Raw genomic sequence first — 23729 nt, 5'->3', positions numbered from 1 at the left:
CCGCCTTTATAAAATATTAATCTTCCATTGTTTGTATTAGTACTTCAAGATTTTCTCGCATAATATCCATGTAATCAAGACCATGTTCAACATTTTCTTCTGTTCTCGTTTCTAAGTTGTGAAGATGATAAACATCAAGATTAAATTCATCTGCAACGGTTTCAGCAAGTCGATCATCACGATTGGATTCTAAAATCACGTGATCGATGTTTAAATCCTCTAACGTTTCAAATAATTGTTGTAATTCTCTCTGGGATGGTTCTTGGGATGAAGATACCCCTCTGATGCTTATTTGATTAATTCCATAAGCCTCTTCCCAGTAACTGAAAGCTGCATGTGCTACTAAAATATTTACCTCTTCATTCACCAAAGCTTCTTGGAAAGATGTATCTAACTCCTCCATGTTGTCCGTGAACTGTTCGTAATTATCCCGAAATACCTCTTCATGGTTAGGATATAAAGTTATTAATTCATCTAATAGAATGTCACCAGCACTAATCATGCGTGATGGGTCTAGCCAAAAGTGTGGGTCATAATCGCCATGTTCATGATCATGGTCATCATTTTCCTCTTCTTCATGACCATGTTCGTCTTCGTGATGATGGTCATCCTCATCCCCGTGCTCATCTTCGTGATGATCGTCTACTTGTTCATCACCATAATCCATGAATAATTGTTCCTCAAATTTAGCTAGCTCGAATGTATGAACACCTTCACTATCTAATGAGTTTGCCATTGTATCAGAGAAAACTTCCATCGTTTCACCAATATAGAAAAAAGCATCACTATCGGCCAACTCAATCATTTGACGTGTAGACGGTTCATACACATGGGCATCTGCTCCAGGAGGCATAACTGTTTCAACCTCTGCAAAGTCACCGACAATTTCTGAAACAATATATTCAATCGGATAAAGGGAAGTAATGATTTTACCTATATCTTCAGTTTGTTCATCATTTTCTTCTGTTTGTTCATCAATATCTTCAGAATCGTTTGCTTGAGGTTCCGGGTCTTCAGGATTATTTTGATTGCCACAAGCTATTAACGTTAGTAATAAAATCATAAAAAAGCACCATTTTATTAATTTCAAGATGTAACTCTCCCTTTGTGTTTGAATTAACCGTAAATGATTATATCGTAATGATTACGATTTGTAAACAGTAATGATTACGATTTGAAAACGAGTTTTCAAATGAAATTATATTGGGTAAACTCATAATATATGCCAATTTAATTTTGGAGGGATTGTATGTTTGATTATACAGTGACAACGAATAAAACGGTTGATGACGCAGTAGAGTCTATCACAAGTTCATTACAAGAGGTTAAGTTCGGAGTATTATGGGACTTTGATGTTAAAGAGACTTTGCATAGTAAAGGTTTTGATAATTTTAATCAGTCTTTTAGAATCTTAGAAGTCTGTAATCCTAAGGCAGCTAGTGAAATATTAAAAATGGAGGAGAAGGTTAGTTACTTTTTACCATGTAAAGTGGTTGTCTATGAAAGTGAAGGACAAACGAAAATAGGTATGCCACGACCAACTGCCTTAATGGAAAATATTAATTCAGAAGATGTGAGAAATTTCGCTTTGGACATTGAGAAGACAATGGTTGCAGCTATTGATCAGGCGAAGTAGTGTTCAATAAATCTTAATGATTTTTCATCCACCTCTTTTATCCGACATGATAAATTATAAATAGAAAAAATTAATTAAGAAAGGATAACCTGTCGTGAAAAAATACATGCTAGTACTGCTTTTGTTATTAATTACTCTAGAAGCTTGTTCAAATCAAATTGAAGAAAATGAAGAAGGAATTCGTTATGATTCCTCCTTAGATGCTTTAACTTATCATGTTGAAGAACAAGCCTGGTCAGCAGAACTTGCTGATGTGTTCTCAGAGGAGGATATGGAGGAAGTAAAAGAAGCATATGAAATTGCGATTCATGATGGTGATTTACTTCAAAATATGCCTTGTTATTGTGGGTGTGGTGAAGTAGGTCATGAGCATAATCAACACTGCTTTGTCACTGAAATCGATGATCAAGTTGCCTACATTGATCAGATGGGCTTTGGCTGAGCAATTTGTGTCGATATAGCCCGTGAGGCTAAACAGATGCAAGATAATGGTTACGAGATCAAAGAAATTCGCGATGCAATCGATGAAGAGTATGCTGACACTGGCTTGGAGCCGACTCCCACACCACAGCCAGAATAAAATATTTGAAAAGTATCAGAAAATACGAAATAATAGTATCAAACGATTGAAGGGATGGTATAAATAAATGGAATTAACATTAAATGTACAAGGAATGTCTTGTGGACATTGTAAACAAGCTGTTCAGGGTGCTTTAAAAGAATTAGATGGAGTTGCTTCTGTTGAGGTTCATTTAGATAGTGGGAAAGTCGACGTTACGTTTGATGAAGATACAATAGGAAAAGAAGAAATGAAAGAAGCCATTGAAGAACAAGGTTATGATGTGAAGAGCTAATAGATTAATTACTCTAAACTTCGAGCAATTTTTGAAGTTTAGAGTAATTTTTTTATTTCTAATTAATTTTTTTATCAAAAAATGATAAAATAGAAAACGGTTTCATAATTGTTCGACAGACTGGGGGATGAAGTCATGGAAAAAGTATTACGCCAATTTTTCCTATTTTTATCAGATAATAAATCATTTACCAAATTAGCAAAGCGTTATGGTCTGAAGTTTGGTGCTAGTCGTTTCGTTGCAGGTGATTCCATTGGTCATGCAGCAGAAACAATTCGTAAGTTAAATGCCAAAGGTTTATCGGTAACACTTGATCATCTTGGAGAATATGTAACAGATGAACAAGAAGCTAAGGATCGCATGATTGAAACAGTTAAATCCATCAAAGTCATTGATAAATTAGATCTTGATTCCCAAGTATCTGTTAAAATGACATCGATGGGATTAGATATCTCAGAAGAGCTAGTTATGTTTAATATGCGCAAGATCCTAGAGGCAGCTAAAGAGCATAACGTATTCGTGACCATTGATATGGAAGATTATGAACGCTGTCAAAAAACCCTTGATATATTCGAAGAGCTAAGAAAAGAGTATGACAATGTTGGAACCGTTTTACAGTCTTATTTATACCGTACGATTAGCGACTTAGAACACTTAAATAAATATAGTCCCAACTTGCGATTGGTCAAAGGGGCCTATAAAGAATCTGAAGAAGTCGCTTATCCTGATAAAGCAGATGTCGATGCGAACTTAAGACAGATGATTAAGATTCACTTGCAAAATGGAAACTATACAGCCGTGGCGTCCCACGATGACCGTATGGTTGAGTTCACAAAAGAGTTCGTTAAAGAAAACGATATTCCTAAAAGTCAATTTGAATTTCAAATGCTTTACGGAATGCGTACAGAACTGCAAAATAAGCTCGTATCTGAAGGTTATAAAGTCCGCGTCTATGTTCCATACGGGCGTGATTGGTATGGCTACTTTATGCGCCGCTTGGCAGAACGCCCAGCGAATGTCGCCTTCGTATTAAAAGGTGTCTTTAAAAAATAAATGGTTGGATGTTGGAGGGAGTGCTTCTATTGGACAAAAGGTCATCGGCGTATGATCAAAATGTCCGATAGAACGCCTCTCAAGGCCCAAAGCGCTGGTGATCGTGGAAGAAATGTCCGATAGAACGGCTCTCAAGGCCCAAAGCGCTGGTAATCGTGGAAGAAATGTCCGATAGAACGGCTCTCAAGGCCCAAAGCGCTGGTAATTGTGGAAGAAATGTCCGATAGAACGGCTCTCAAGGCCAAAAGCGCTGGTAATCGTGGAATAAATGTCCGATAGAACGCCTCTCAAGGCCCAAAGCGCTGGTAATTGTGGAAGAAATGTCCGGTAGAACGGCTCTCAAGGCCAAAGCAACTAGTTCAAAGGTGAAAATGGTGTTGATTCCTCTCCCCAACGACCACAAATAAATTAAATTCGACCATGAGCCCTTAACCCAACCATCCCTACATAAATTATCCAATTAAACACAAAATAACGAAATAAATGATTGCGAAATATCAGAAAATAATTTATAGTAATAATTAGAACGAATTGGATAGAGGACTATCCAAATTTTTTTGAGGTAAAATGAATGAGTATTCATTCAAAAAGACCGTAGATAGGAGGAGCACATTCATGAACAGAAAAATTAAGCGCGCAGCTGTCTTAGGATCAGGCGTTATGGGTTCTGGAATAGCAGCTCACTTAGCTAATTTAGGTATTGAAACATTGATGCTTGATATTGTCCCCAATAACTTAACTGATGAAGAAAAACAAGACCCCCGTGCACGTAATCAAATTGCTGAAAACAGTAAGAAAAAGCTTCTTAAACAAAATCCATCACCAATTACAACTAAGAAAAGTTTAGATTTAATAACAGTCGGAAACTTCGAAGACAACATGAAGGATTTAAATGATGTCGATTGGATTATTGAGGTAGTTGTCGAAAATCTAGAAATTAAGAGAAAAGTTTATGAACAGGTTGAAGAATATCGCAGTCAAGGTACGATTGTCAGTTCAAATACTTCAGGTATTTCGATCGAGGGGATGGCAGAAGGGCGCTCCGAGGATTTTAAAAAGCACTTCTTAGGTACACACTTTTTTAACCCCCCACGTTATCTAAAGTTACTTGAGGTAATTCCGACGAAAGATACTGACCCGAAAGTGTTATCATTTATGAAACGCTTTGGAGAAGATGTACTAGGAAAAGGTGTCGTTGAGGCGAAGGACACACCAAACTTCATTGCTAATCGAATCGGTACATACGGTTTACTAGTAACCGTACAGGAAATGTTAAAAGGTGACTATAGTGTCGGTGAAGTCGATTCGGTTACTGGACCGATGATCGGTCGACCGAAGAGTGCAACCTTCCGAACATTAGATGTCGTAGGTTTAGATACATTTATCCATGTTGCGAAAAATGTTTATGACCAAGTCGAAGGGGATGAAAAGAAAGTATTTGAAGTTCCCGAATTTATGAAGCAGATGAACGAGAAAGGAATGCTTGGTGCAAAGGCTGGAAAAGGGTTTTACCTTAAGAAAAAAGGTGACAAAGGAAGCGTCATTTATGAATTGAATCCCAAAACTCTTGAGTACGACCAAGAGCAACAAAAGCTTAAAACAGCTGCATCAGGCGCAGCTAAACAAGAAAAAGGACCCAAGCGCAAGCTGAAAGCATTAGTATCTGCTAAAGGTGATCGCGCTGGTGACTTAGTATGGAATATCACGAAACCAACATTAGTATACTCAGCAAATCTACTAGGTGAAATTGCTGATGACATAACCCAGATTGACGATGCAATGAAATGGGGCTTCGGTTGGGAATTAGGTCCATTTGAAATGTGGGATGCTATTGGCCTTGAAAAATCTGTCAAGCGTATGGAGGAAGAAGGCTTAGAGGTACCTACTTGGGTTAAAGAGATGCTAGACGCTGGACTAAAGTCTTTCTACAAAACGGAAAATGGAAAACTATATTTTTATCAAAACGGTGATTACGTCGAGAAAGTTGTTAACGAAAAGGAAATTAACTTAAAGCTCAAAAAGCAAGCAAATGGTGTTATTAAGAAAAACAGTGGTGCAAGTTTAATAGATTTAGGAGATAATGTAGCACTCCTAGAATTTAATTCACCTAACAACTCGATTGGTTTAGATGTTATTCAAATGATCAATCAATCTCTTGAGGAAGTGAACAAAAACTACCGTGGTTTAGTAATCGGTAACCAAGGTAAGAATTTCTGTGTTGGTGCAAACCTAGCGATGATTTTAATGGAAGCCCAAGAGTTTAACTTCTTTGAAATCGAGATGGTCGTTAAGCAATTCCAGCAAGCGATGCAAAATATTAAGTTTAACGAAAAACCAGTTGTTGCCGCTCCTTTTGGGATGACTTTAGGTGGTGGAACTGAGCTTGTTCTACCAAGTGCATCGGCACAAGCATCACCGGAAACATACATGGGGTTAGTTGAAGCGGGTGTTGGCCTAATCCCAGGTGGAGGCGGTAATAAAGAGTTTTATATCAAACAATTAAATGGCCTTCCACAAGGGATAGATTTTGATTTACAAAAAGTAGCTAATGATGTGTTTGAAAAGATTGCTACTGGTAAAGTATCCACTTCAGCTGCAGAAGCAGCCGAGTATGGATTTTTAAATCAGCAGGATTCCATTAGCTTGAATGGTGACCACCAAATCCACGATGCTAAAAATAAAGTCATTGCTTTAAGTGAAACAGGTTACCAACCACCTAAGAAAGAAAAGGTCCCTGTTGTCGGTGAAGCAGGCTATGCAACCATGCTTTTAGGAGCTAAACAAATGCAATTAAGTGGTTACGCTTCTGAACACGATATTAAGATTGCAACTAAATTAGCACAGGTCTTATCAGGTGGAAAAATAAAATACGGCACCAAGGTCGATGAAGAGTATTTACTAGATTTAGAGCGTGAAGCGTTTTTAAGCTTAGTTGGCGAACAAAAGACACAAGAGCGTATGATTCATATGCTTCAAAAAGGAAAACCGTTACGTAACTAAACGACTTGTTAATTATAAAAAATCCAACCTAATGAGGAGGATCAACCGTGAAAGAAGCCGTGATTGTTACGGGTGCACGCACGCCCGTCGGTAAAGCAAATAAAGGAACACTTGCTCACACGCGTCCAGATGACTTAGCTGCTTTAACAGTGAAAGAAACGTTAAAACGCGCTAACGATTATGACGGAAATATAGATGATGTGATTATCGGATGTGCTATGCCAGAAGCTGAGCAAGGAATGAATATGGCGAGACAGATTGCTGGGCTTGCTGGATTACCACATGATGTACCAGCGATTACGATCAACCGTTATTGTTCTTCTGGATTACAAAGTATTGCCTATGCAGCAGAACGAATTATGCTAGGTCACGCGGACACCATTATTGCTGGTGGTGCAGAGTCCATGTCAATGATTCCAATGGGGGGCCATGTGATTAAGCCAAATCCGACATTGGTCGAGCAAGCACCGGAATACTATATGAATATGGGGCATACAGCAGAGGAAGTCGCTAACCGTTATGGTATTAGCCGTGAAGACCAAGATGCTTTTGCAGTACGAAGTCATGAGCGAGCAGCCCAAGCCATTAGTGAAGGGAAATTTGCAGACGAAATCGTTCCTGTTGAAGTAATCGATCGAGAAATTGGACCTGATAACCAAGTCACTGAGAAAACACTGACCCTATCTCAGGATGAAGGAGTTCGTGAAGGAACAGATATGGAAACGTTAGCCAAATTAAAGCCTGCGTTCTCAGGCACTGGTTCGGTAACAGCAGGTAATGCATCACAAATGAGTGATGGAGCTGCGTCAGTCTTATTAATGGATCGGGAAAAAGCTGAAAAAGAAGGTCTTCAACCAATGGCCAAATTCCTCTCCTTTACGGTTGCCGGTGTGGAACCGGAAGTTATGGGAATTGGTCCAGTTAAGGCTATACCAAAAGCAGTTGAAATGGCTGGTTTAACTTTAGATGACATAGGGCTATTTGAATTAAATGAGGCATTTGCTTCTCAATCTTTACAGGTTTGCCGTGAGTTAGGCCTCAATCAGGATATTGTGAACGTGAATGGTGGAGCTATTGCGTTAGGACACCCGCTAGGTTGTACGGGTACGAAGCTAACTCTTTCACTCATTCATGAAATGAAACGCCGTGATGTGAAGTATGGTGTGGTTACGATGTGTATTGGTGGCGGTATGGGAGCTGCTGGTGTGTTTGAATTACTATAATGGATTATAGGGGGAAGGAACATGATTGATGAAAAGTTATTAAAAGGTGGGTCATTTTTAATCGAAGATATTGAGCCAGAAGATGTGTTAACACCAGAAGATTTCACAGATGAACATAAGATGATCGCCAAAACAACCGAAGAATTTATCAAAAATGATGTTTGGCCAGTTTTAGATAACCTGGAAAATCATGAATTTGATCAGTCTGTTAAACTATTACAAAAAGCCGGCGAGTTAGGGTTATTAGGAATCGATGTACCAGAAGAATATGGAGGGCTTGAGCTAGATAAGATTACTTCTTCTTTAGTTACAGAAAAAATGTCACTAGCTGGTGGTTTTTCGATTACACACGGTGCCCACGTTGGAATTGGTTCACTTCCAATTGTCTTTTTCGGTAATGAGGAACAAAAACAAAAATATTTACCTTCGCTCGCTACAGGTGAAAAAATTGCTGCTTATGCATTAACAGAGCCAGGTTCTGGTTCAGATGCATTGGGAGCTAAGACAACAGCCGTTCTGAATGAAGAGGGGACCCATTATATTTTAAATGGCGAAAAACAGTGGATTACCAACTCTGCTTTTGCTGATATATTCGTAGTATACGCCAAAATTGATGGCGAGAAGTTCTCAGCGTTCATCGTAGAGCGAGACTTCCCTGGTGTATCAACAGGACCAGAAGAGAAGAAGATGGGAATTAAGTCATCATCAACGCGCACATTAGTGCTAGAAGATGCAGAAGTTCCAGTTGAAAATGTATTAGGTGAAATCGGCCGTGGCCACATTATTGCTTTTAACATTTTAAATGTCGGTCGTTATAAGCTGGCGATTGGTGGTGTTGGTGGTGCCAAACGTGCACTAGAATTAGCAGTGAGCTACGCGAATGAACGTAAGCAATTCAAAACACCGATCTCAAGCTTTTCATTAATCCAAGAGAAGCTAGCTAATATGGCTGTAAGAACCTATGCTAATGAAAGCGCCGTTTATCGTACAGTTGGCTTATTTGAGTCGCGTTTAGGTAAGCTATCTAAAGAAGAATTAAATGATGGTTCATTAGTTGCTAAAGGAATTGCAGAATATGCGATTGAATGCTCGATGAATAAATATACAGCAACAGAGCTTTTAGACTATGTTGCTGATGAAGCGGTACAAATTCATGGTGGGTATGGGTTTATGGCTGAATATGAAGTTGAGAGAATTTATCGTGATTCTCGCATCAACCGAATCTTTGAAGGCACCAATGAGATTAATCGTTTATTAGTCCCAGGAACATTCTTGAAAAAAGCGATGAAAGGTGAGCTGCCACTCCTGGAAAAAGCAATGGGCTTACAAAATGAGCTGATGGCCATGATGCCAGAAACACCAGGTGATGAAGCGTTAGAACAAGAGATCTATTTAGTTGGGAACGCTAAGAAAATTGGACTTTTAGCTGCTGGGCTTGCAGCGCAAAAGTACCAAGAGAAAATTGAACAAGAACAAGAGCTTTTATCAAACATTGCTGATATTGCTGCAGAAATTTATAACATGGAATCAGCTGTTTTACGTACCGCAAAAGCGATTGCTAAAGATGGCGAAGAAAAGAGCAAACAGAAACTTCTTTACACTCAAGTTTATGTAGAAGAATCTTTAAATCGCATTGAATCACATGCAAAGGAAACGTTAATTGCTGTTGAAGAAGGCGATAATTTACGCATGATGCTTTCTGCATTAAGAAAGCTCACACGTCGCGATCATGTTAATGTGATTGAGAAGAAACGTGAGATTGCAAGCAAATTAATTGAAGAAGAAAAGTATGTTGTGTAATTCTATATATCATAAAAGGCGTATAGTAGACCTACTATACGCCTTTATCATCACATAATCAGTCTAATTATGTGAGTGGTTGGTTAAACTATGTTAAACTGAAGCAGTTGAAGGAGGTGTATGCTATGGCGTTAACAGTTTACCAGTACCCTAAGTGTGGTACATGCCGAAAAGCTCTAAAATGGTTAGATGAAGAAGGAATTGATTATGAATCCATACATATTGTCGATCAGCCACCATCTAAGAAAGAACTAACTAAATTAATTGAAAAAAGTGGGTTACTGGTTAAAAAGTTTTTTAACACTTCCGGAAAAAAATACCGTGAGCTAGGTGTTAAAGACAAGTTGAAGGATATGAGTGATGAAGAGCAAATTGAACTTCTTGCTTCTGACGGAATGTTAATCAAACGACCAATTACTACAGATGGTGAGAAAGTAACAGTCGGATTTAAAGAAGATCTTTTTTCTGATACTTGGAAATAATAGATTCTTAAATAATGCATAAAGCACGTGTTTATTGTATGATTAACATGTGATATTGATAAATATGGAGGGTCAAGATATGAGTTTACCAAAAGACTTACGTTATTCTGAAGAACACGAATGGGTAAAAGACGAAGGCGATAAACTACGAATTGGAATCACAGACTTTGCACAGTCAGAACTTGGCGATATCGTATTCGTTGAGCTTCCAGAAGAAGGCGATGAAATTGAATTAGACGAGCCATTCGGTAGCGTTGAATCTGTTAAAACTGTTTCAGAACTTTATGCGCCAGTATCCGGTAAAGTGGTAGAAGTAAACGAAGAATTAGAAGACAGTCCAGAATTCGTTAATGAATCACCTTATGAAAAAGCTTGGATGATCGTTGTTGAGCCAACTGATAAATCTCAGGTAGATGATCTAATGGATGCAGATGCTTATCAAGAAATGACTGAAGATGAATAAGCATATAATAAGATAAGTAATGAAAGACTGACTCCGATACCTGAGTCAGTCTTTTCTATAAGATAAGTGAGTGTGGAATATGGATATGTTATCTCAAGTGTTAATTGTTGAGGGGAAGCAAGATCGTAAAAAAGTTGAGAAAATCTTAGCAGAAGATGAGATGATTCTTTGCACATTCGGAACCCTGAGCGCTTATGCTTTAGATGAATTAATTGATGAGTATATGCTCTTTGAACGCGATGTTTATATATTTACCGATGCTGATGATTCAGGAAAACAACTAAGAAAGTTATTAAATCAAGAATTATCACATGCCGAAAATTTGTATATCGATGCTAAATATCGTCAAGTTGAAGACACACCTGATCACGTGTTAGCATCGATTCTGCAAGCAGCAAATTTTAATGTCAAGATTGATTACTTGAAAGGGTCCGAATAACATGCAAGAAATAAACCACGATCACGCACGATTTTTAATTAATAAGAAGAGCTATCATATACTATTTGTTAACAGTCCATTTTGTGGAACATGTAAAATAGCTAAGCGAATGCTAAAATACGTCGAAGAAATACTTGGTGAGGAAAAATTCTTTGAGTTAAATGCGACTTTAGCACCTGATTTAATGCAACAATTTAACATAACAAGTGTGCCATGTTTGATCGTATTTAAAAATGGAGTACCAGTAGAACGAATGTACACATTTAACTCGGTCCCATTTGTTCTTAAAGAGATGAGTCCTTATTTAGTAGATGAATAGTGCCATACAGTTACCTTCTTTAACCGGAGGAGTAGTGGAGTAACTGTTCCGGGACAAGACTCAGAGTCTATATTCCCGGTGGTGCAAGTGAGAAGGAAGCTTTGGTCAAAGAGGTGGTGTCTATATTCCCGGTAACGCAGGGTCAGAATCGTTTATGGTCAAAGAGCGTACCTCTATATTCCCAAAGACGCACGTTAAGAGGGAGTACCGGTCAAAGAGCGCACCTCTATATTCCCAAAGACGCACGTTAAGAGGGGTCACCGGTCAAAGAGCTATCCTCTATTTTCCCAGAGACGCCAGGGAAGAGCCGCTTTCGGTCAACGAACTCGCTTTATTCATAAAAAAGTATACCACGTTGTTTTTGGGAGTAGAGGGGTTAAAGCCCAAATACTAAGCTGTCCAACTACGGTTTCTACATAGAAGTTGGACAGTTTGGACCAAGCTTCTCCTATCGAGTAGGAAAATAATTCCCTACAATTTTAATCACTTCCACAAAGTCATCTTTGTCGCCAAACCTTCCAACTATTTCGCCATTTAAATCAATGATGATGGTCGTCGGTACGGATTCACATTCGTACAAGTCGTATACTTCACGCCCATGATCTTTTAGGGTTGGTTGAGAAAGAAACTGTTCTTGAAATTGGTGTGCTTCTTGTTCTTCGCGTTCTCGACCAGGAACATTTATCGTCAGCATTTCAATTTCATCATTTCTCATTGTTTTATAAAATTGTTCTTTTTTAGGTAGATCTCTTGAACAATCAGGGCACCATGATACCCAAAAAGTTAGGATGACTACCTTCTTACCTAAAACCTCGTCAAGCTTAAAGGTTTCACGTGGGTTGTCCAGATACGGGAGTTCAAATAAAGGTGCTTTCATATTTCTTCATCCTTTTTTAAAAAAATTGATTGACCTTAATCTGTTACTATGCTAACATATTATCTATCGAAAGTTGAATAATTTATTTTCTTATCCAGAGAGGTGGAGGGAATGGCCCAATGAAACCCGGCAACCGTTATGATTTAATCATAATAGGTGCTAATTCCTGCAATGATTTTCATTGCAAGATAAGAATGAGTCGGTTAACTCTTTCTTGTTCTTGCAAGGAGAGTTTTTTATTTTTCACTAATACGTTAATCTAGTAACGTATAAAACTGATAATAGAGTAAAATATATGAATCTCTTATCCAGAGAGGTGGAGGGAATGGCCCGATGAAACCCAGCAACCATTAGACAATTGTCTAACAGGTGCTAATTCCAGCAAAGCGTGATGCTTTGACAGATAAGAGGACGTGAAAGATGTCAATCCTTTCTGTTCTCTTATGTGCAGAAAGGATTTTATTTTTAAGTTAAGGAGGGGTAATCATTGATTTCGATTAAGAATCTATCGAAACAGTTTAAAACAAAACATCAAACGGTTCAGGCTGTTGATGATGTCTCTATTGATATAGAAAAAGGAGAAATTTACGGTGTGATTGGGTATAGTGGTGCCGGTAAAAGTACATTTATCCGTTTAATCAACCGACTAGAAGACCCGACAGAAGGCGAGATTCTTTTAGAAGATCGTGATATTGCTCGCCTAAGGAAAGGCGACCTTCGAAAAGAACGACAGAAGATCGGAATGATTTTCCAACACTTCAATTTGCTTTGGTCACGTACGGTGTTTGAAAATATTTCATTCCCACTTGAGATTGCTGGTGTTCCAAGAGAAGAACGTGAACGGAAAGTAATGGAGTTAATTGAACTTGTTGGCTTAAAAGGTAGAGAGAAGTCTTATCCATCACAATTAAGTGGTGGTCAAAAGCAACGTGTTGGAATTGCTAGAGCGTTGGCCAATGATCCGACTGTTCTATTATGTGATGAGGCAACGTCTGCGTTAGATCCTGAAACGACTGACGATATTTTAGACTTGCTTGTTTCTATTAATGAGAAGCTTAACTTGACGATTATTCTCATTACCCATGAAATGCATGTCATTCAGAAGATCTGTCATCGTGTCGCTGTTATGGAGCAGGGGAAAGTGGTTGAGCAAGGTGATGTATTAGATGTATTTGTCAAACCACAAGCAAAAACAACGAAACGATTTGTTCAGCAGTTAAGTCCATTAGAACATCAAAAAGAGCACTTACAAGAGTTTATTAACGACCGAGAAGATAGTGAAGTTGTTAAGTTACACTTCATCGGAAATAATGCCAAACGTGCTCTAATTAGTGAAGTATCGAAAAAACTGGATGTGGCGATAAACATTTTGCAGGGTTCAATCTCTCCTACACAAGAAGGGGCTTACGGAACTCTTTATGTAGAAATTAACGGCGAAGCAAGATTAATTAAAGAAGCTGTTGATTTTATCCAATCATCTGGTGTAGAAGTTGAGGTGTTACAGCATGATGAATGAGTTGTTTCCTAATGTACGAATGGATCAGATGTGGACGGCCACTTATGAAACTTTATACATGACGATTATTTCTGTCATTGGGACGTTCATTTTAGGAATTTTACTTGGTTTACTACTATTTCTAACATCAAGGGGAAACCTATGGCAAAACACTTTAGTTAATTCAATTACAGCAACCTTAGTTAACGTGTTTCGTGCCATTCCGTTTATTATATTAATCCTGTTATTATTCCCGTTTACAGATTTCTTAATGGGTACCATCCGAGGACCCAAAGCAGCTTTACCAGCCTTAATCATTGGAGCGGCTCCGTTTTATGCACGACTTGTAGAGATTGCACTTAAAGAAGTTGATAAAGGAGTAGTTGAAGCGGCTCAATCAATGGGGGCAAAGACACGTACCATTATCTTTAAAGTACTACTTCCTGAATCCATGCCAGCTTTGATTTCTGGAATTACAGTTACAGCTATTGCCTTAATCAGCTATACAGCAATGGCTGGCGTTATTGGTGCAGGGGGTCTTGGAGATTTAGCTTATATGCAAGGATTCCAAAGACGTGATTTTGATGTGGTATTTGCTTGTACTATTTTCATTGTTGTCATTGTTTTTGTGTTCCAATTCATTGGTGATTGGGTATCAAGAGCAATTGATAAAAGGTAGTTATTTGGTATCATACCAAGTTCTAAATAAAAAATATAAGGGGAGTTTTTAGAATGAAAAAGTTTATTACTGTTTTACTAATTGCATTCCTAGCACTTGCTCTAGCAGCATGTGGTACTGGTGACGCAGAAGAGGCAGATCAAGCAGAGCCTCAAGAAGAGGAAAATAATGAAGCACAAGAAGAAAGTGACGAAGCTCAAGAAGAACAAGAAGAACAAGAAGAAGCAGAGGGATCAGAGTTAAGAGAGATTATTATTGGTTCAGCCAATGTTCCACACTCTGAAATTTTAGAAGAAGCACAGCCATTGTTTGAAGAAGAAGGTATTGAACTTCAAATTGAAGTTTACCAAGATTACGTGTTACCGAATGAAGACTTAGATAATGGGACATTGGATGTAAACTTCTTCCAACACACTCCTTATTTAGAGGATCAAATCGATGAAGTTGGTTACGACTTCGTAAGTCTAGGTGGTATTCACATTGAACCTATGGGAATTTATTCACAAAATATCACGGATCCTGACAACGTCCCAGAAGGTACAGAAGTAATTATGAGTCGTTCAGTAGCTGACCATGGTCGAATTCTTACTATCCTACAAGAAAATGGACTTATTTCGATTGATGAAGATGTCGATCCGGTTGCTGCAACTGTTGATGATATCGTTGAAAATCCATTAAATTTAGAATTTGATTCAAGTATTGATGCAGGATTGTTACCAGAATTTTATGAGCGTGAGGCTGATGCACTAGTAGCCATCAATACGAACTATGCCATTGAAGCTGAACTAACGCCAACAGAAGATGCGTTATTCTTAGAAGCTTCTGACTCACCATACGCAAATGTAATTGCTGTAAGAGCTGAGGATAAAGATGATGAAGATCTACAAAAAATCGTTGAAATTCTAAGAACTGAAGAAATTCAAACCTTCATGGAAGAAGAATATGAAGGATCGATTGTCCCAGCAAATGAATAAAATTGCAAATTAAGAGCATTTGCTACTTATTCAAAGTTATTTTAATGAATTATAAAGAGAAGGGGTATAACATCTATTAAGGTGTTCATACCTCTTTTTATTTGTTTCAATGGATATGAATGCCATTTTCGTTCAAAACTTGAGCGTGTTATCCTTAATCATGTAAATAATTCGAAAGGGATGATTTAGTTATTTTAAATGACAATCAGCTTGATCTGACGTACACGAGTGATATGGAGAAGGCAATGCAACAGTCACACGGAATTGGTTATAAGGAGTACAGTCAGAAACTTGACAAACGATTAGCAGTTGAAAAGCGAAGAGAACAAGAATATCAAAAATCGCAAATGATGGTTTCGGAAGTTGACCGAATGATTCACCGTTAATAATAAAATATGAACTAAATACCTAAAACGTGAATCCATTGTTACAATCTTACAATTGTAACAGTGGATTTTTCTTTATACATAATGTTATGTTTAAGGAGATCGTCAACCGTCAAAATGGAATGGTTTCATTTACAATAGCGCACCTTAAAAAGGTTCACGTTATGAAGATGCTACTTAGCAAATCAACACGTAAAATCAAGTGACAAACAGTAAATGAGAATGATGTTCAATATCTTAGGAGACAATTTTCTATCTTTTTGTATGAATAAAGACCGTAATCGTTTTAATTCATCGGATTTTTTACTATAATGGATAGAGAATCAATGCTTGGTTGTTCTTGTGATGAGTTGATAATAATTTGTAAATGTTTTAAACTGAGAATGATAATAAATTGAGAATAACCAGACATGAATTAATAGAAATTGGAGGTATTCAAATGGCAGGATCAACTTTAGAAATTAAGGATCTTCATGTTGAAATCGAAGGGGAAGAGATATTAAAAGGTGTAAACCTTACAATTAACGGTGGGGAATTCCACGCAGTTATGGGTCCAAATGGTACCGGGAAATCAACATTAGCTAGTGCGATTATGGGCCATCCAAAATATGAAATCACTAAAGGTGAAGTAAAACTAGATGGTGAAGACGTTCTCGAAATGGAAGTTGATGAACGTGCGCAAGCTGGTTTATTTCTTGCAATGCAATACCCAAGTGAGATCAGTGGTGTTACGAACTCTGATTTCTTACGTTCTTCTATTAATGCTCGTCGTGAAGAAGGCGATGAGATTCCATTAATGAAATTCATCAAAGAAATGGATGCAACAATGGACGATCTAGAAATTGATAAAAATATGGCACAACGTTACTTAAATGAAGGATTCTCAGGTGGTGAGAAGAAGCGTAATGAGATTCTTCAATTAATGATGCTTAAGCCCGCAATTGCTGTTTTAGACGAAATTGACTCAGGTCTTGACATAGACGCTTTAAAAGTTGTAGCAAATGGCATAAACAAAATGCGTAGTGATGAGTTTGGTTGCTTAATTATTACTCACTACCAACGTCTACTTGATTATATTACACCTGACCACGTACACGTGATGATGCAAGGTCGCGTTGTTAAATCTGGTGGTCCTGAGCTGGCACAACGCTTAGAAGCGGAAGGTTATGACTGGATTAAAGATGAACTAGGAATCGACGACGAAACAGTTGGCCAAAAAGCGTAACAGATAGGAGGGTAACGAATGGCAGTGGAAACACAATTACCTTATGACAAACAATATGTCACAGAGTATTCTGAGAAACGAAATGAACCATCATGGTTTAAAGATATACGTTTACAGGCATTAGAACAGTCTGAAGACTTGCCTATGCCAAAATTAGAAAAAACTAGAGTCCGTAACTGGAACTTCACTAACTTTAAACACGACGTTGCAGGTGAACAAATTCAAAGCATTGATGAATTACCAGAGAAAATTCGTGTCTTATTAGGTGAAGATGTTGAAAACCTAATTATTGTCCGTAATAACGATGTTGCTTATGCGAAACTTTCAGAGGACTTATCTAATCAAGGAGTGATCTTTGAGGATCTGTTTACGGCAATGAATGAGCATAGTGACTTAGTGAAAAAATACTTTATGCAACAAGGTGTTTCTGTTGATGAAAACAAATTAACAGCTCGCCATGCTGCGTTATTAAATAGTGGTATTTTCTTATATTTACCTAAGAATGTGGTCGTTCAAGAACCTATTCAAGTTGTTTTCTGGCAAGAAGACCCTGAAGCAGCTCTTTACAATCACGTATTGCTAGTAGCAGATCAACATAGTGAAGTAACCTATGTCGAGAACTATGTTTCAGATAATGATGAAGAAGAAACAGTTGCCAATATTGTAAGCGAAATATTTGCATTAGATGGTGCTAAAGTCTCTTATGGTGCTGTTGATAACTTTGCAAAAGGTACCACAACCTATGTTAATCGTCGTGGAACAGTTGAACGTGATGCCACACTAGAATGGGCATTAGGTCAAATGAATGATGGAAATACTATTTCTGAAAATATTACGAACCTAATGGGCGATAACTCATTATCGCATGCGAAAGCCGTGTCAGTTGGTCGTGGCAACCAGAAACAGGACTTTACAGCTAACATTCGTCACTATGGTAAAGCATCAGAAGGCTACATTCTACAACATGGTGTTATGAAAGACTCAGCGGCTTCGATTTTCAACGGAATAGGTAAAGTTGAGCATGGTGCAACGAAGGCAAACGCTGAGCAAGAGTCACGTGTACTTATGCTATCTGATGGTGCTCGTGGTGATGCGAATCCGATCTTACTTATAGATGAAGACGATGTAACAGCAGGTCATGCTGCATCAGTTGGTCGTGTAGATCCAATTCAGCTATTCTATCTTATGAGTCGTGGAATCAGTCAAAAAGAAGCAGAGCGTCTAGTGATCCATGGATTCCTTGACCCAGTAGTACGTGAAATTCCAATTGAAACCGTTCAAAAGCAACTAAGAGAAGTTATTGAAGGGAAAGTTTATTAATGTTCAACTTGGATGAAGTTCGCGCGAAGTTTCCGATTCTAGATCAAGAAGTGAATGGACACACGTTAGTCTATTTAGATAGTGCTGCAACATCCCAAAAACCACAATCTGTGATCGACATCGTTAATGATTACTACAATCGTTATAATTCTAATGTGCACAGAGGTGTGCATACACTAGGAACATATGCAACTGAAGGATATGAAGGTGCTCGTGAAAAAGTTAAGAACTTTATTAATGCATCTAGCACCATGGAAGTCATCTTTACTCGTGGTACGACAACTGCCCTGAATAAAGTTGCTCATAGTTACGCGCGAGCAAATCTGTCTGAAGGTGATGAAATTGTCTTAACGAAAATGGAGCATCACAGTAATATTATTCCTTGGCAGCAAGCTGCTCATGCAACCGGTGCTAAACTAAGATATATCCCATTACAAGATGATGGAACCATCACATTAGAAGATGTTCGAGAAGCAGTCACTTCAAAAACTAAAATTGTGGCAATGACACATGTTTCAAACGTATTAGGTACTATTAATCCGATTAAAGAGGTCGCCAAAATTGCTCATGAGAATGGAGCAGTCATTGTTGTCGATGGAGCTCAAAGTGTTCCACATATGAAAGTAGACGTTCAAGATTTAGATGTTGACTTCTTTGCTTTCTCAGCCCATAAAATGTGTGGCCCAACAGGTGTTGGTGTCCTTTATGGTAAGCAAGAACTCTTAGAAGAAATGGAACCAGTTGAATTTGGTGGTGAAATGATTGATTTCGTCAACTTATATGATTCAACTTGGAAAGAGCTCCCATGGAAGTTTGAAGGTGGTACACCGATCATTGCCGGTGCTATTGGTTTAGGGGCCGCTATTGATTTTCTAAATGAAATCGGCTTAGATGAAATTGAAAAACATGAACAAGAAATAACCGAGTATGCTTTAGAGCAAATGAAAACAATTGATGGCATCACAATATATGGTCCTAAAAAACGTGCTGGGCTTGTGACATTTAATTTAGATGATGTACACCCACATGATTTGGCGACAGCTCTAGATTCATTAGGCGTAGCTGTGCGTGCTGGACACCACTGCGCTCAACCACTAATGAAAGAATTACAAGTCGCAGCGACTGCAAGAGCTAGCTTTTACCTGTATAATAGTAAGCAAGATGTCGATATATTTGTTGATGGACTCAAGAAAACGAAGGAGTATTTCGGTGATGTCTTTTAATAACCTAGATACACTTTACAGACAAGTTATTATGGATCACTACAAGAATCCACGAAATCGTGGACAGCTAGAAGGGGATCATATTACAGTCGAACTAAATAATCCTACATGTGGTGATCGCATCGACTTACAGTTAAAAATAGAAGATGGTGTCGTGAAAGATGCGAAGTTTGAAGGTGAAGGCTGTTCAATCAGCATGTCTTCTGCTTCAATGATGACACAAGTTATCATCGACCGACCTGTAGATGAAGCCATAAAAATATCAGAAATGTTTTCCGATATGATGTTAGGCAAAGAAATGGAAGGTTATGATTTTGATATTGATGAGCTAGGAGATATCCAGGCGCTGCAGGGTGTTTCTAAGTTCCCAGCTCGGATTAAATGTGCAACACTAGCTTGGAAAGCAATGGAGCAAGGTGTTGAAAAGGAAGAATAGTGAGTTAAAGGTTTCTCACACAATCATTTAAAGGAGGGTGACAGTATGGCTAAAAAAGCACCTGAAGTAGGTGATTACAAGTACGGTTTCCATGATCGCGATGTTTCGATTTTCCGTACAGAACGTGGCCTTACAGAAAATGTTGTACGTGAAATTTCACGTCAAAAGGATGAACCTGAGTGGATGTTAGAGTTCCGCTTAAAAGCGTTTGAACAATTTCATAGTATGCCAATGCCTCAATGGGGCGGGGACTTAAATGAATTAGATTTTGACGAAATCACTTATTATGTTAAGCCATCTGAACAATCTGAACGCTCATGGGATGAAGTACCTGAAGAGATCAAGCAAACATTTGATCGTTTAGGTATTCCAGAAGCGGAACAGAAGTATTTAGCTGGTGTATCCGCACAATACGAATCCGAAGTGGTTTATCATAATATGGAAAAAGAATTAGAAGAGATGGGTGTTGTGTTTAAAGATACAGATACAGCACTTCGTGAAAATGAAGACTTATTCCGTGAGTATTTTGGTAAAGTAATCCCACCTTCTGACAATAAGTTTTCTGCGTTAAACTCTGCTGTATGGTCTGGTGGTTCTTTCATCTATGTACCGAAAAACACCAAAGTTGAAACGCCACTACAAGCATACTTCCGAATTAACTCTGAAAATATGGGACAGTTTGAGCGTACGTTAATTATTGTTGATGAAGGTGCGTCTGTCCATTACGTAGAAGGTTGTACAGCTCCTGTTTATACAACGAACTCATTACACAGTGCAGTCGTTGAGATCTTTGTTAAGAAAGATGCGTATTGCCGTTATACGACAATTCAGAACTGGGCAAACAACGTTTATAACTTAGTTACTAAACGTGCTTCAGCTGATGCAAATGCAACTATGGAGTGGGTTGACGGTAACTTGGGTTCTAAATTAACGATGAAATACCCAGCCGTTCTATTAAAAGGTGAAGGTGCTCGTGGCATGACACTATCTATTGCCCTAGCAGGTAAAGGTCAGCACCAGGATGCAGGGGCTAAAATGCATCACTTAGCGCCTAACACGTCATCTACTATTGTTTCAAAATCCATCTCTAAACAAGGTGGTAAAGTGACCTATCGTGGTATTGTTCACTTTGGTAAGAAAGCAGATGGCGCTCGTTCTAACATTGAATGTGATACGTTAATCTTAGATAACGAATCCATTTCAGATACGATTCCTTACAATGAAGTATTAAACGAAAATATTTCATTAGAACACGAAGCAAAAGTTTCTAAAGTATCTGAAGAGCAGTTATTTTACTTGATGAGTCGTGGAATTTCTGAAGAAGAAGCGACAGAAATGATCGTTATGGGCTTTATCGAGCCATTTACAAAAGAATTACCAATGGAATACGCCGTTGAGATGAACCGATTAATTAAGTTCGAAATGGAAGGGTCTATTGGTTAATTTTTAGTCAATTATGATATGATAAAAGACGTGAGGTTTGTATGAATTGATTATTTATTGTCAACGTCTATACAACTCCTCATGTCTTTTTCTTTTTACATAATCAACATAAAGAAAAAAACTTCTAAGAATGAAGGGATTATATGGTTTTTATCTTATTGTTTGTTGTAGGACTTATAAGCTCGTTTATAGGTAGTATCGCCGGGTTAGGTGGCGGTGTAATATTTGTTCCTGCCTTATTATTTTTAGCCGAGTTTAATGAAGGATTTACCTGGGTAAACCCACAAAATGTCGTTGCGATGTCACTTATTGTAATGGTTTTTACAGGGTTATCGGCAACACTGACGTTCTTAAAAAGAAAGCGAGTAGATGTCTATAGTGGTTCTTTATTTCTAACTGGAAGTATCCCAGGGGCTTTAACAGGTGTTTATGTGAACCAATTTGTAGCTATTGATACATTTCAATTGTATTTTGGTTTGCTCATGCTACTAGTGGTAAGCATGTTTTTTGTTAAAAAGAAGTTACTCAAAAACCCTAGTGAACCAATAGAAAAAACAGGTCGCTTTTATGTTAATCGAACGTTTGATTTATCAGGTAAAGAAACGTCCTATTCCTATTCGATGATTGTTGGAATCATGATTGCTTTCTTTGTTGGTATGATGTCAGGTTTATTCGGTGTTGGTGGTGGGTCGTTGATGGTACCTGCAATGATCTTATTGTTCGGATTCCCGGCACATATTGCGGCACCAACTTCAATGTTCATGATCTTCTTCTCAAGCATGGTATCCTCTAGTGCTCATATTGTTGCTGGTAATGTCTTATGGTTGTATACTTTAGCGAGTATTCCAGGAGCTTGGCTAGGTGGATACTTAGGAGCTGTAGTAAACCAACGTTTAAATAGTCGAGTCATTGAGTGGATTCTACGTATCATTATGATTGTCATTGGCATAAGATTAATTATACAGTCGTTCTAACGAGGAGTAAGTTAAATGAAAGAGACACTTCATATCTATTTTACCAGTGACTTACATAGTCACTTTAGAAATTGGCCTAATCTTACTTATCAATTAAATAAACATAGGCAAAAACATGAAGATAATCAAGATTTTTATCTAATATTAGATAATGGTGATCATCTAGACAGAGTGAATCCCATTACAGAGGCCACTCTAGGACAAGCCAATATAGAGTTACTCAACCAGGCTAGATATGACATAGTGACCTTAGGCAATAATGAAGGAATTACTCTGTCGCACCAGGATCTTTATCAGTTATATGAACAGGCAAACTTTAAGGTGGTATGCGCTAACGTATATTCGAGTTTGGAAAGCAATCCACCCTGGTTGAAAACTTACGAGATATTTGAAACTGATCAAGGTACTAGAATTGGCGTGATTGGATTGACGGCCGGTTTTAAATTGTTTTATGAGAAGCTAGGCTGGATAGTCGAAGATCCAATGACGACATTAGATCAGCTTCTTCCTGAAGTCCGTAGTCAATCTGATGTGGTGATTTTGTTATCTCATTTGGGTGCTTATGAGGACGAAGCCATTGCTGAGAAATTCCCAGTTGATGTGATCCTAGGAGGCCACACCCATCATTTATTCCAAACTGGTCAAATAGCGAATCAAACGATTATGAATGCCGTAGGAAAACATGGTCATTACTACGGAAATGTACGAATTGAATACGATCATCAATCTAAGCAAGTAACTAATATGGAAGGACACGCCCTGCCGATCTCATCTGATGAAGATTCTATGACCGTTAAGAAAATAAATGAGTTACAGTCTTTAGCTTCTGATATAATGAGTCAAGTTGTTACTGAAGTAGATAAGGACTATCCGATCGATTGGTTTAAAGAAACTTCAGTTATGAAGGCATTTGTTCAAGAGCTTCAAAACTGGACAGGTGCAGAAGCTGCCATGTTAAATTCTGGGGTCTTATTAAGGGGATTTAACCAAGGTCAAGTAACTAAAAAGGACATTCATGAAAGTTGCCCACACCCAATGAATCCATGCACAATGGTTTTATCTGGTCAAGAATTAATTGAAACCGTTCGTATGCTAGAATCTGAACGCTTTATTCATTTTGAACTAAAGGGCTTAGGCTTTCGTGGAGAAGTAATTGGCAAAATGGTCTACTCTAATATTGAAATTGAATACCATGGCGATTCTAATTATGTAGAAACGATCTTTCTTAACGGTGAAGAAGTTGACCCAGAGCGAGAGTATACAATTGCGACTGCTGATACATTTTCTTTTCCGTGGTTATTACCTACGATTACATCAGTAAAAGAAAAACATTACTATATGCCTGAATTCATTCGTGACGTACTAGAGGAGTGTTTGTCTAAACTTTATTGAAATTAGACAGGCACTTCTTTTACTTCTTCTCATATA

The 23729-nt window shown here is 38.1% G+C and carries 24 protein-coding genes and 2 riboswitches; of the genes, 22 read left to right on the top strand and 2 right to left on the bottom strand.

Going from position 1 to position 23729, the window contains the following annotated elements; all coding sequences use genetic code 11:
• Positions 1 to 16: 16 nt before the first annotated feature.
• Positions 17 to 1063, bottom strand: coding sequence for a metal ABC transporter solute-binding protein, Zn/Mn family (locus HWQ49_RS05580; protein WP_188206621.1), 1047 nt, complete (start codon positions 1061 to 1063; stop codon positions 17 to 19).
• A gap of 186 nt (positions 1064 to 1249) precedes the next feature.
• Here HWQ49_RS05580 and HWQ49_RS05575 point away from each other — a divergent pair, with 186 nt between their 5' ends.
• The 11 genes from HWQ49_RS05575 (at position 1250) to HWQ49_RS05520 (ending at position 11269) form a co-directional block, all read left to right on the top strand.
• Complete coding sequence (locus tag HWQ49_RS05575) at positions 1250 to 1636, top strand: DUF302 domain-containing protein (RefSeq protein WP_188206620.1); 387 nt, start codon at positions 1250 to 1252, stop codon at positions 1634 to 1636.
• Positions 1637 to 1730: 94 nt separating this feature from the next.
• Positions 1731 to 2216: a PCYCGC motif-containing (lipo)protein gene (locus HWQ49_RS05570; protein ID WP_394810759.1), complete on the top strand. Its 486-nt coding sequence runs from the start codon at positions 1731 to 1733 to the stop codon at positions 2214 to 2216.
• Between the two features lie 67 nt (positions 2217 to 2283).
• The gene (copZ, locus tag HWQ49_RS05560; RefSeq protein ID WP_188206617.1) at positions 2284 to 2490 is read left to right on the top strand and encodes a copper chaperone CopZ; all 207 of its coding nucleotides are present in this window, start codon (positions 2284 to 2286) and stop codon (positions 2488 to 2490) included.
• A 135-nt stretch (positions 2491 to 2625) separates the two neighbouring features.
• Complete coding sequence (locus HWQ49_RS05555) at positions 2626 to 3543, top strand: proline dehydrogenase family protein (RefSeq protein ID WP_188206616.1); 918 nt, start codon at positions 2626 to 2628, stop codon at positions 3541 to 3543.
• A 615-nt stretch (positions 3544 to 4158) separates the two neighbouring features.
• Positions 4159 to 6543 carry a 3-hydroxyacyl-CoA dehydrogenase/enoyl-CoA hydratase family protein gene (locus HWQ49_RS05550; RefSeq protein WP_188206615.1) on the top strand — a complete coding sequence of 795 codons (2385 nt, stop codon included), beginning with the start codon at positions 4159 to 4161 and terminating at the stop codon, positions 6541 to 6543.
• A gap of 47 nt (positions 6544 to 6590) precedes the next feature.
• A complete protein-coding gene (locus HWQ49_RS05545) occupies positions 6591 to 7766 on the top strand; it encodes an acetyl-CoA C-acetyltransferase (RefSeq protein ID WP_188206614.1) in 1176 nt (391 codons plus the stop codon).
• Between the two features lie 21 nt (positions 7767 to 7787).
• A complete protein-coding gene (locus HWQ49_RS05540; protein ID WP_188206613.1) occupies positions 7788 to 9566 on the top strand; it encodes an acyl-CoA dehydrogenase family protein in 1779 nt (592 codons plus the stop codon).
• A gap of 125 nt (positions 9567 to 9691) precedes the next feature.
• Complete coding sequence (locus HWQ49_RS05535; protein WP_188206612.1) at positions 9692 to 10048, top strand: arsenate reductase family protein; 357 nt, start codon at positions 9692 to 9694, stop codon at positions 10046 to 10048.
• A 79-nt stretch (positions 10049 to 10127) separates the two neighbouring features.
• Positions 10128 to 10511 (top strand): glycine cleavage system protein GcvH, encoded by a 384-nt coding sequence (gcvH, locus tag HWQ49_RS05530; RefSeq protein ID WP_188206611.1) that lies wholly within the window; start codon positions 10128 to 10130, stop codon positions 10509 to 10511.
• Positions 10512 to 10590: 79 nt separating this feature from the next.
• Positions 10591 to 10950, top strand: a complete 360-nt coding sequence (locus HWQ49_RS05525) for a toprim domain-containing protein (RefSeq protein ID WP_188206610.1) — start codon at positions 10591 to 10593, stop codon at positions 10948 to 10950.
• Position 10951: 1 nt separating this feature from the next.
• Complete coding sequence (locus HWQ49_RS05520; protein WP_188206609.1) at positions 10952 to 11269, top strand: thioredoxin family protein; 318 nt, start codon at positions 10952 to 10954, stop codon at positions 11267 to 11269.
• A gap of 448 nt (positions 11270 to 11717) precedes the next feature.
• Here HWQ49_RS05520 and HWQ49_RS05515 read toward each other — a convergent pair whose 3' ends face one another.
• Positions 11718 to 12146: a TlpA disulfide reductase family protein gene (locus HWQ49_RS05515; RefSeq protein WP_188206608.1), complete on the bottom strand. Its 429-nt coding sequence runs from the start codon at positions 12144 to 12146 to the stop codon at positions 11718 to 11720.
• A gap of 87 nt (positions 12147 to 12233) precedes the next feature.
• A riboswitch (SAM riboswitch) is annotated at positions 12234 to 12341 on the top strand.
• Between the two features lie 106 nt (positions 12342 to 12447).
• Positions 12448 to 12556: riboswitch (SAM riboswitch) on the top strand.
• A 77-nt stretch (positions 12557 to 12633) separates the two neighbouring features.
• Between HWQ49_RS05515 and HWQ49_RS05510 the strand changes: the two genes are divergently transcribed.
• From HWQ49_RS05510 to HWQ49_RS05460, 11 genes are all read left to right on the top strand, one after another.
• Positions 12634 to 13662 (top strand): methionine ABC transporter ATP-binding protein, encoded by a 1029-nt coding sequence (locus HWQ49_RS05510; RefSeq protein ID WP_188206607.1) that lies wholly within the window; start codon positions 12634 to 12636, stop codon positions 13660 to 13662.
• Entirely contained in the window at positions 13652 to 14320 is a 669-nt protein-coding gene (locus HWQ49_RS05505; RefSeq protein WP_188206606.1) for a methionine ABC transporter permease, read from the top strand. Before HWQ49_RS05510 ends, HWQ49_RS05505 begins: the two co-directional genes overlap by 11 nt.
• 53 nt (positions 14321 to 14373) lie before the next feature.
• Positions 14374 to 15294: a MetQ/NlpA family ABC transporter substrate-binding protein gene (locus HWQ49_RS05500; RefSeq protein ID WP_188206605.1), complete on the top strand. Its 921-nt coding sequence runs from the start codon at positions 14374 to 14376 to the stop codon at positions 15292 to 15294.
• Positions 15295 to 15539: 245 nt separating this feature from the next.
• The gene (locus HWQ49_RS05495) at positions 15540 to 15680 is read left to right on the top strand and encodes a hypothetical protein (protein WP_188206604.1); all 141 of its coding nucleotides are present in this window, start codon (positions 15540 to 15542) and stop codon (positions 15678 to 15680) included.
• Between the two features lie 439 nt (positions 15681 to 16119).
• A complete protein-coding gene (gene sufC, locus HWQ49_RS05490; RefSeq protein ID WP_188206603.1) occupies positions 16120 to 16905 on the top strand; it encodes a Fe-S cluster assembly ATPase SufC in 786 nt (261 codons plus the stop codon).
• 18 nt (positions 16906 to 16923) lie between these two features.
• Positions 16924 to 18225, top strand: a complete 1302-nt coding sequence (gene sufD / locus HWQ49_RS05485; protein WP_188206602.1) for a Fe-S cluster assembly protein SufD — start codon at positions 16924 to 16926, stop codon at positions 18223 to 18225.
• Positions 18225 to 19448 (top strand): cysteine desulfurase, encoded by a 1224-nt coding sequence (locus tag HWQ49_RS05480; protein WP_188206601.1) that lies wholly within the window; start codon positions 18225 to 18227, stop codon positions 19446 to 19448. The genes sufD and HWQ49_RS05480 overlap by 1 nt, the downstream gene beginning before the upstream one ends.
• A complete protein-coding gene (gene sufU, locus HWQ49_RS05475; RefSeq protein WP_188206600.1) occupies positions 19438 to 19884 on the top strand; it encodes a Fe-S cluster assembly sulfur transfer protein SufU in 447 nt (148 codons plus the stop codon). Before HWQ49_RS05480 ends, sufU begins: the two co-directional genes overlap by 11 nt.
• Before the next feature lie 45 nt (positions 19885 to 19929).
• Positions 19930 to 21327, top strand: a complete 1398-nt coding sequence (gene sufB / locus HWQ49_RS05470) for a Fe-S cluster assembly protein SufB (protein WP_188206599.1) — start codon at positions 19930 to 19932, stop codon at positions 21325 to 21327.
• Positions 21328 to 21470: 143 nt separating this feature from the next.
• Positions 21471 to 22301, top strand: coding sequence for a sulfite exporter TauE/SafE family protein (locus tag HWQ49_RS05465; protein ID WP_188206598.1), 831 nt, complete (start codon positions 21471 to 21473; stop codon positions 22299 to 22301).
• A gap of 15 nt (positions 22302 to 22316) precedes the next feature.
• The gene (locus HWQ49_RS05460) at positions 22317 to 23693 is read left to right on the top strand and encodes a bifunctional metallophosphatase/5'-nucleotidase (RefSeq protein ID WP_188206597.1); all 1377 of its coding nucleotides are present in this window, start codon (positions 22317 to 22319) and stop codon (positions 23691 to 23693) included.
• Positions 23694 to 23729 lie beyond the last annotated feature (36 nt).

It is taken from the genome of Alkalibacillus aidingensis, assembly GCF_014595945.1.
In the GTDB taxonomy this organism is placed as follows: Bacteria; Bacillota; Bacilli; order Bacillales; family Alkalibacillaceae; genus Alkalibacillus; species Alkalibacillus aidingensis.
The sequence above is the reverse complement of the archived record's forward strand: the minus strand, read 5'-3'. Positions and strand labels throughout refer to the sequence as shown.

Excerpts from the sequence above, each read along its gene's own strand:
- HWQ49_RS05580 (WP_188206621.1), bottom strand. The coding sequence starts at position 1,063 with ATGATTTTATTACTAACGTTAATAGCTTGTGGCAATCAAAATAATCCT.
- HWQ49_RS05575 (WP_188206620.1), top strand. The coding sequence starts at position 1,250 with ATGTTTGATTATACAGTGACAACGAATAAAACGGTTGATGACGCAGTA.
- copZ (WP_188206617.1), top strand. The coding sequence starts at position 2,284 with ATGGAATTAACATTAAATGTACAAGGAATGTCTTGTGGACATTGTAAA.
- HWQ49_RS05555 (WP_188206616.1), top strand. The coding sequence starts at position 2,626 with ATGGAAAAAGTATTACGCCAATTTTTCCTATTTTTATCAGATAATAAA.
- HWQ49_RS05550 (WP_188206615.1), top strand. The coding sequence starts at position 4,159 with ATGAACAGAAAAATTAAGCGCGCAGCTGTCTTAGGATCAGGCGTTATG.
- HWQ49_RS05540 (WP_188206613.1), top strand. The coding sequence starts at position 7,788 with ATGATTGATGAAAAGTTATTAAAAGGTGGGTCATTTTTAATCGAAGAT.
- HWQ49_RS05535 (WP_188206612.1), top strand. The coding sequence starts at position 9,692 with ATGGCGTTAACAGTTTACCAGTACCCTAAGTGTGGTACATGCCGAAAA.
- gcvH (WP_188206611.1), top strand. The coding sequence starts at position 10,128 with ATGAGTTTACCAAAAGACTTACGTTATTCTGAAGAACACGAATGGGTA.
- HWQ49_RS05525 (WP_188206610.1), top strand. The coding sequence starts at position 10,591 with ATGGATATGTTATCTCAAGTGTTAATTGTTGAGGGGAAGCAAGATCGT.
- HWQ49_RS05520 (WP_188206609.1), top strand. The coding sequence starts at position 10,952 with ATGCAAGAAATAAACCACGATCACGCACGATTTTTAATTAATAAGAAG.
- HWQ49_RS05515 (WP_188206608.1), bottom strand. The coding sequence starts at position 12,146 with ATGAAAGCACCTTTATTTGAACTCCCGTATCTGGACAACCCACGTGAA.
- HWQ49_RS05505 (WP_188206606.1), top strand. The coding sequence starts at position 13,652 with ATGATGAATGAGTTGTTTCCTAATGTACGAATGGATCAGATGTGGACG.
- HWQ49_RS05500 (WP_188206605.1), top strand. The coding sequence starts at position 14,374 with ATGAAAAAGTTTATTACTGTTTTACTAATTGCATTCCTAGCACTTGCT.
- HWQ49_RS05495 (WP_188206604.1), top strand. The coding sequence starts at position 15,540 with ATGCAACAGTCACACGGAATTGGTTATAAGGAGTACAGTCAGAAACTT.
- sufC (WP_188206603.1), top strand. The coding sequence starts at position 16,120 with ATGGCAGGATCAACTTTAGAAATTAAGGATCTTCATGTTGAAATCGAA.
- sufD (WP_188206602.1), top strand. The coding sequence starts at position 16,924 with ATGGCAGTGGAAACACAATTACCTTATGACAAACAATATGTCACAGAG.
- HWQ49_RS05480 (WP_188206601.1), top strand. The coding sequence starts at position 18,225 with ATGTTCAACTTGGATGAAGTTCGCGCGAAGTTTCCGATTCTAGATCAA.
- sufU (WP_188206600.1), top strand. The coding sequence starts at position 19,438 with ATGTCTTTTAATAACCTAGATACACTTTACAGACAAGTTATTATGGAT.
- sufB (WP_188206599.1), top strand. The coding sequence starts at position 19,930 with ATGGCTAAAAAAGCACCTGAAGTAGGTGATTACAAGTACGGTTTCCAT.
- HWQ49_RS05465 (WP_188206598.1), top strand. The coding sequence starts at position 21,471 with ATGGTTTTTATCTTATTGTTTGTTGTAGGACTTATAAGCTCGTTTATA.
- HWQ49_RS05460 (WP_188206597.1), top strand. The coding sequence starts at position 22,317 with ATGAAAGAGACACTTCATATCTATTTTACCAGTGACTTACATAGTCAC.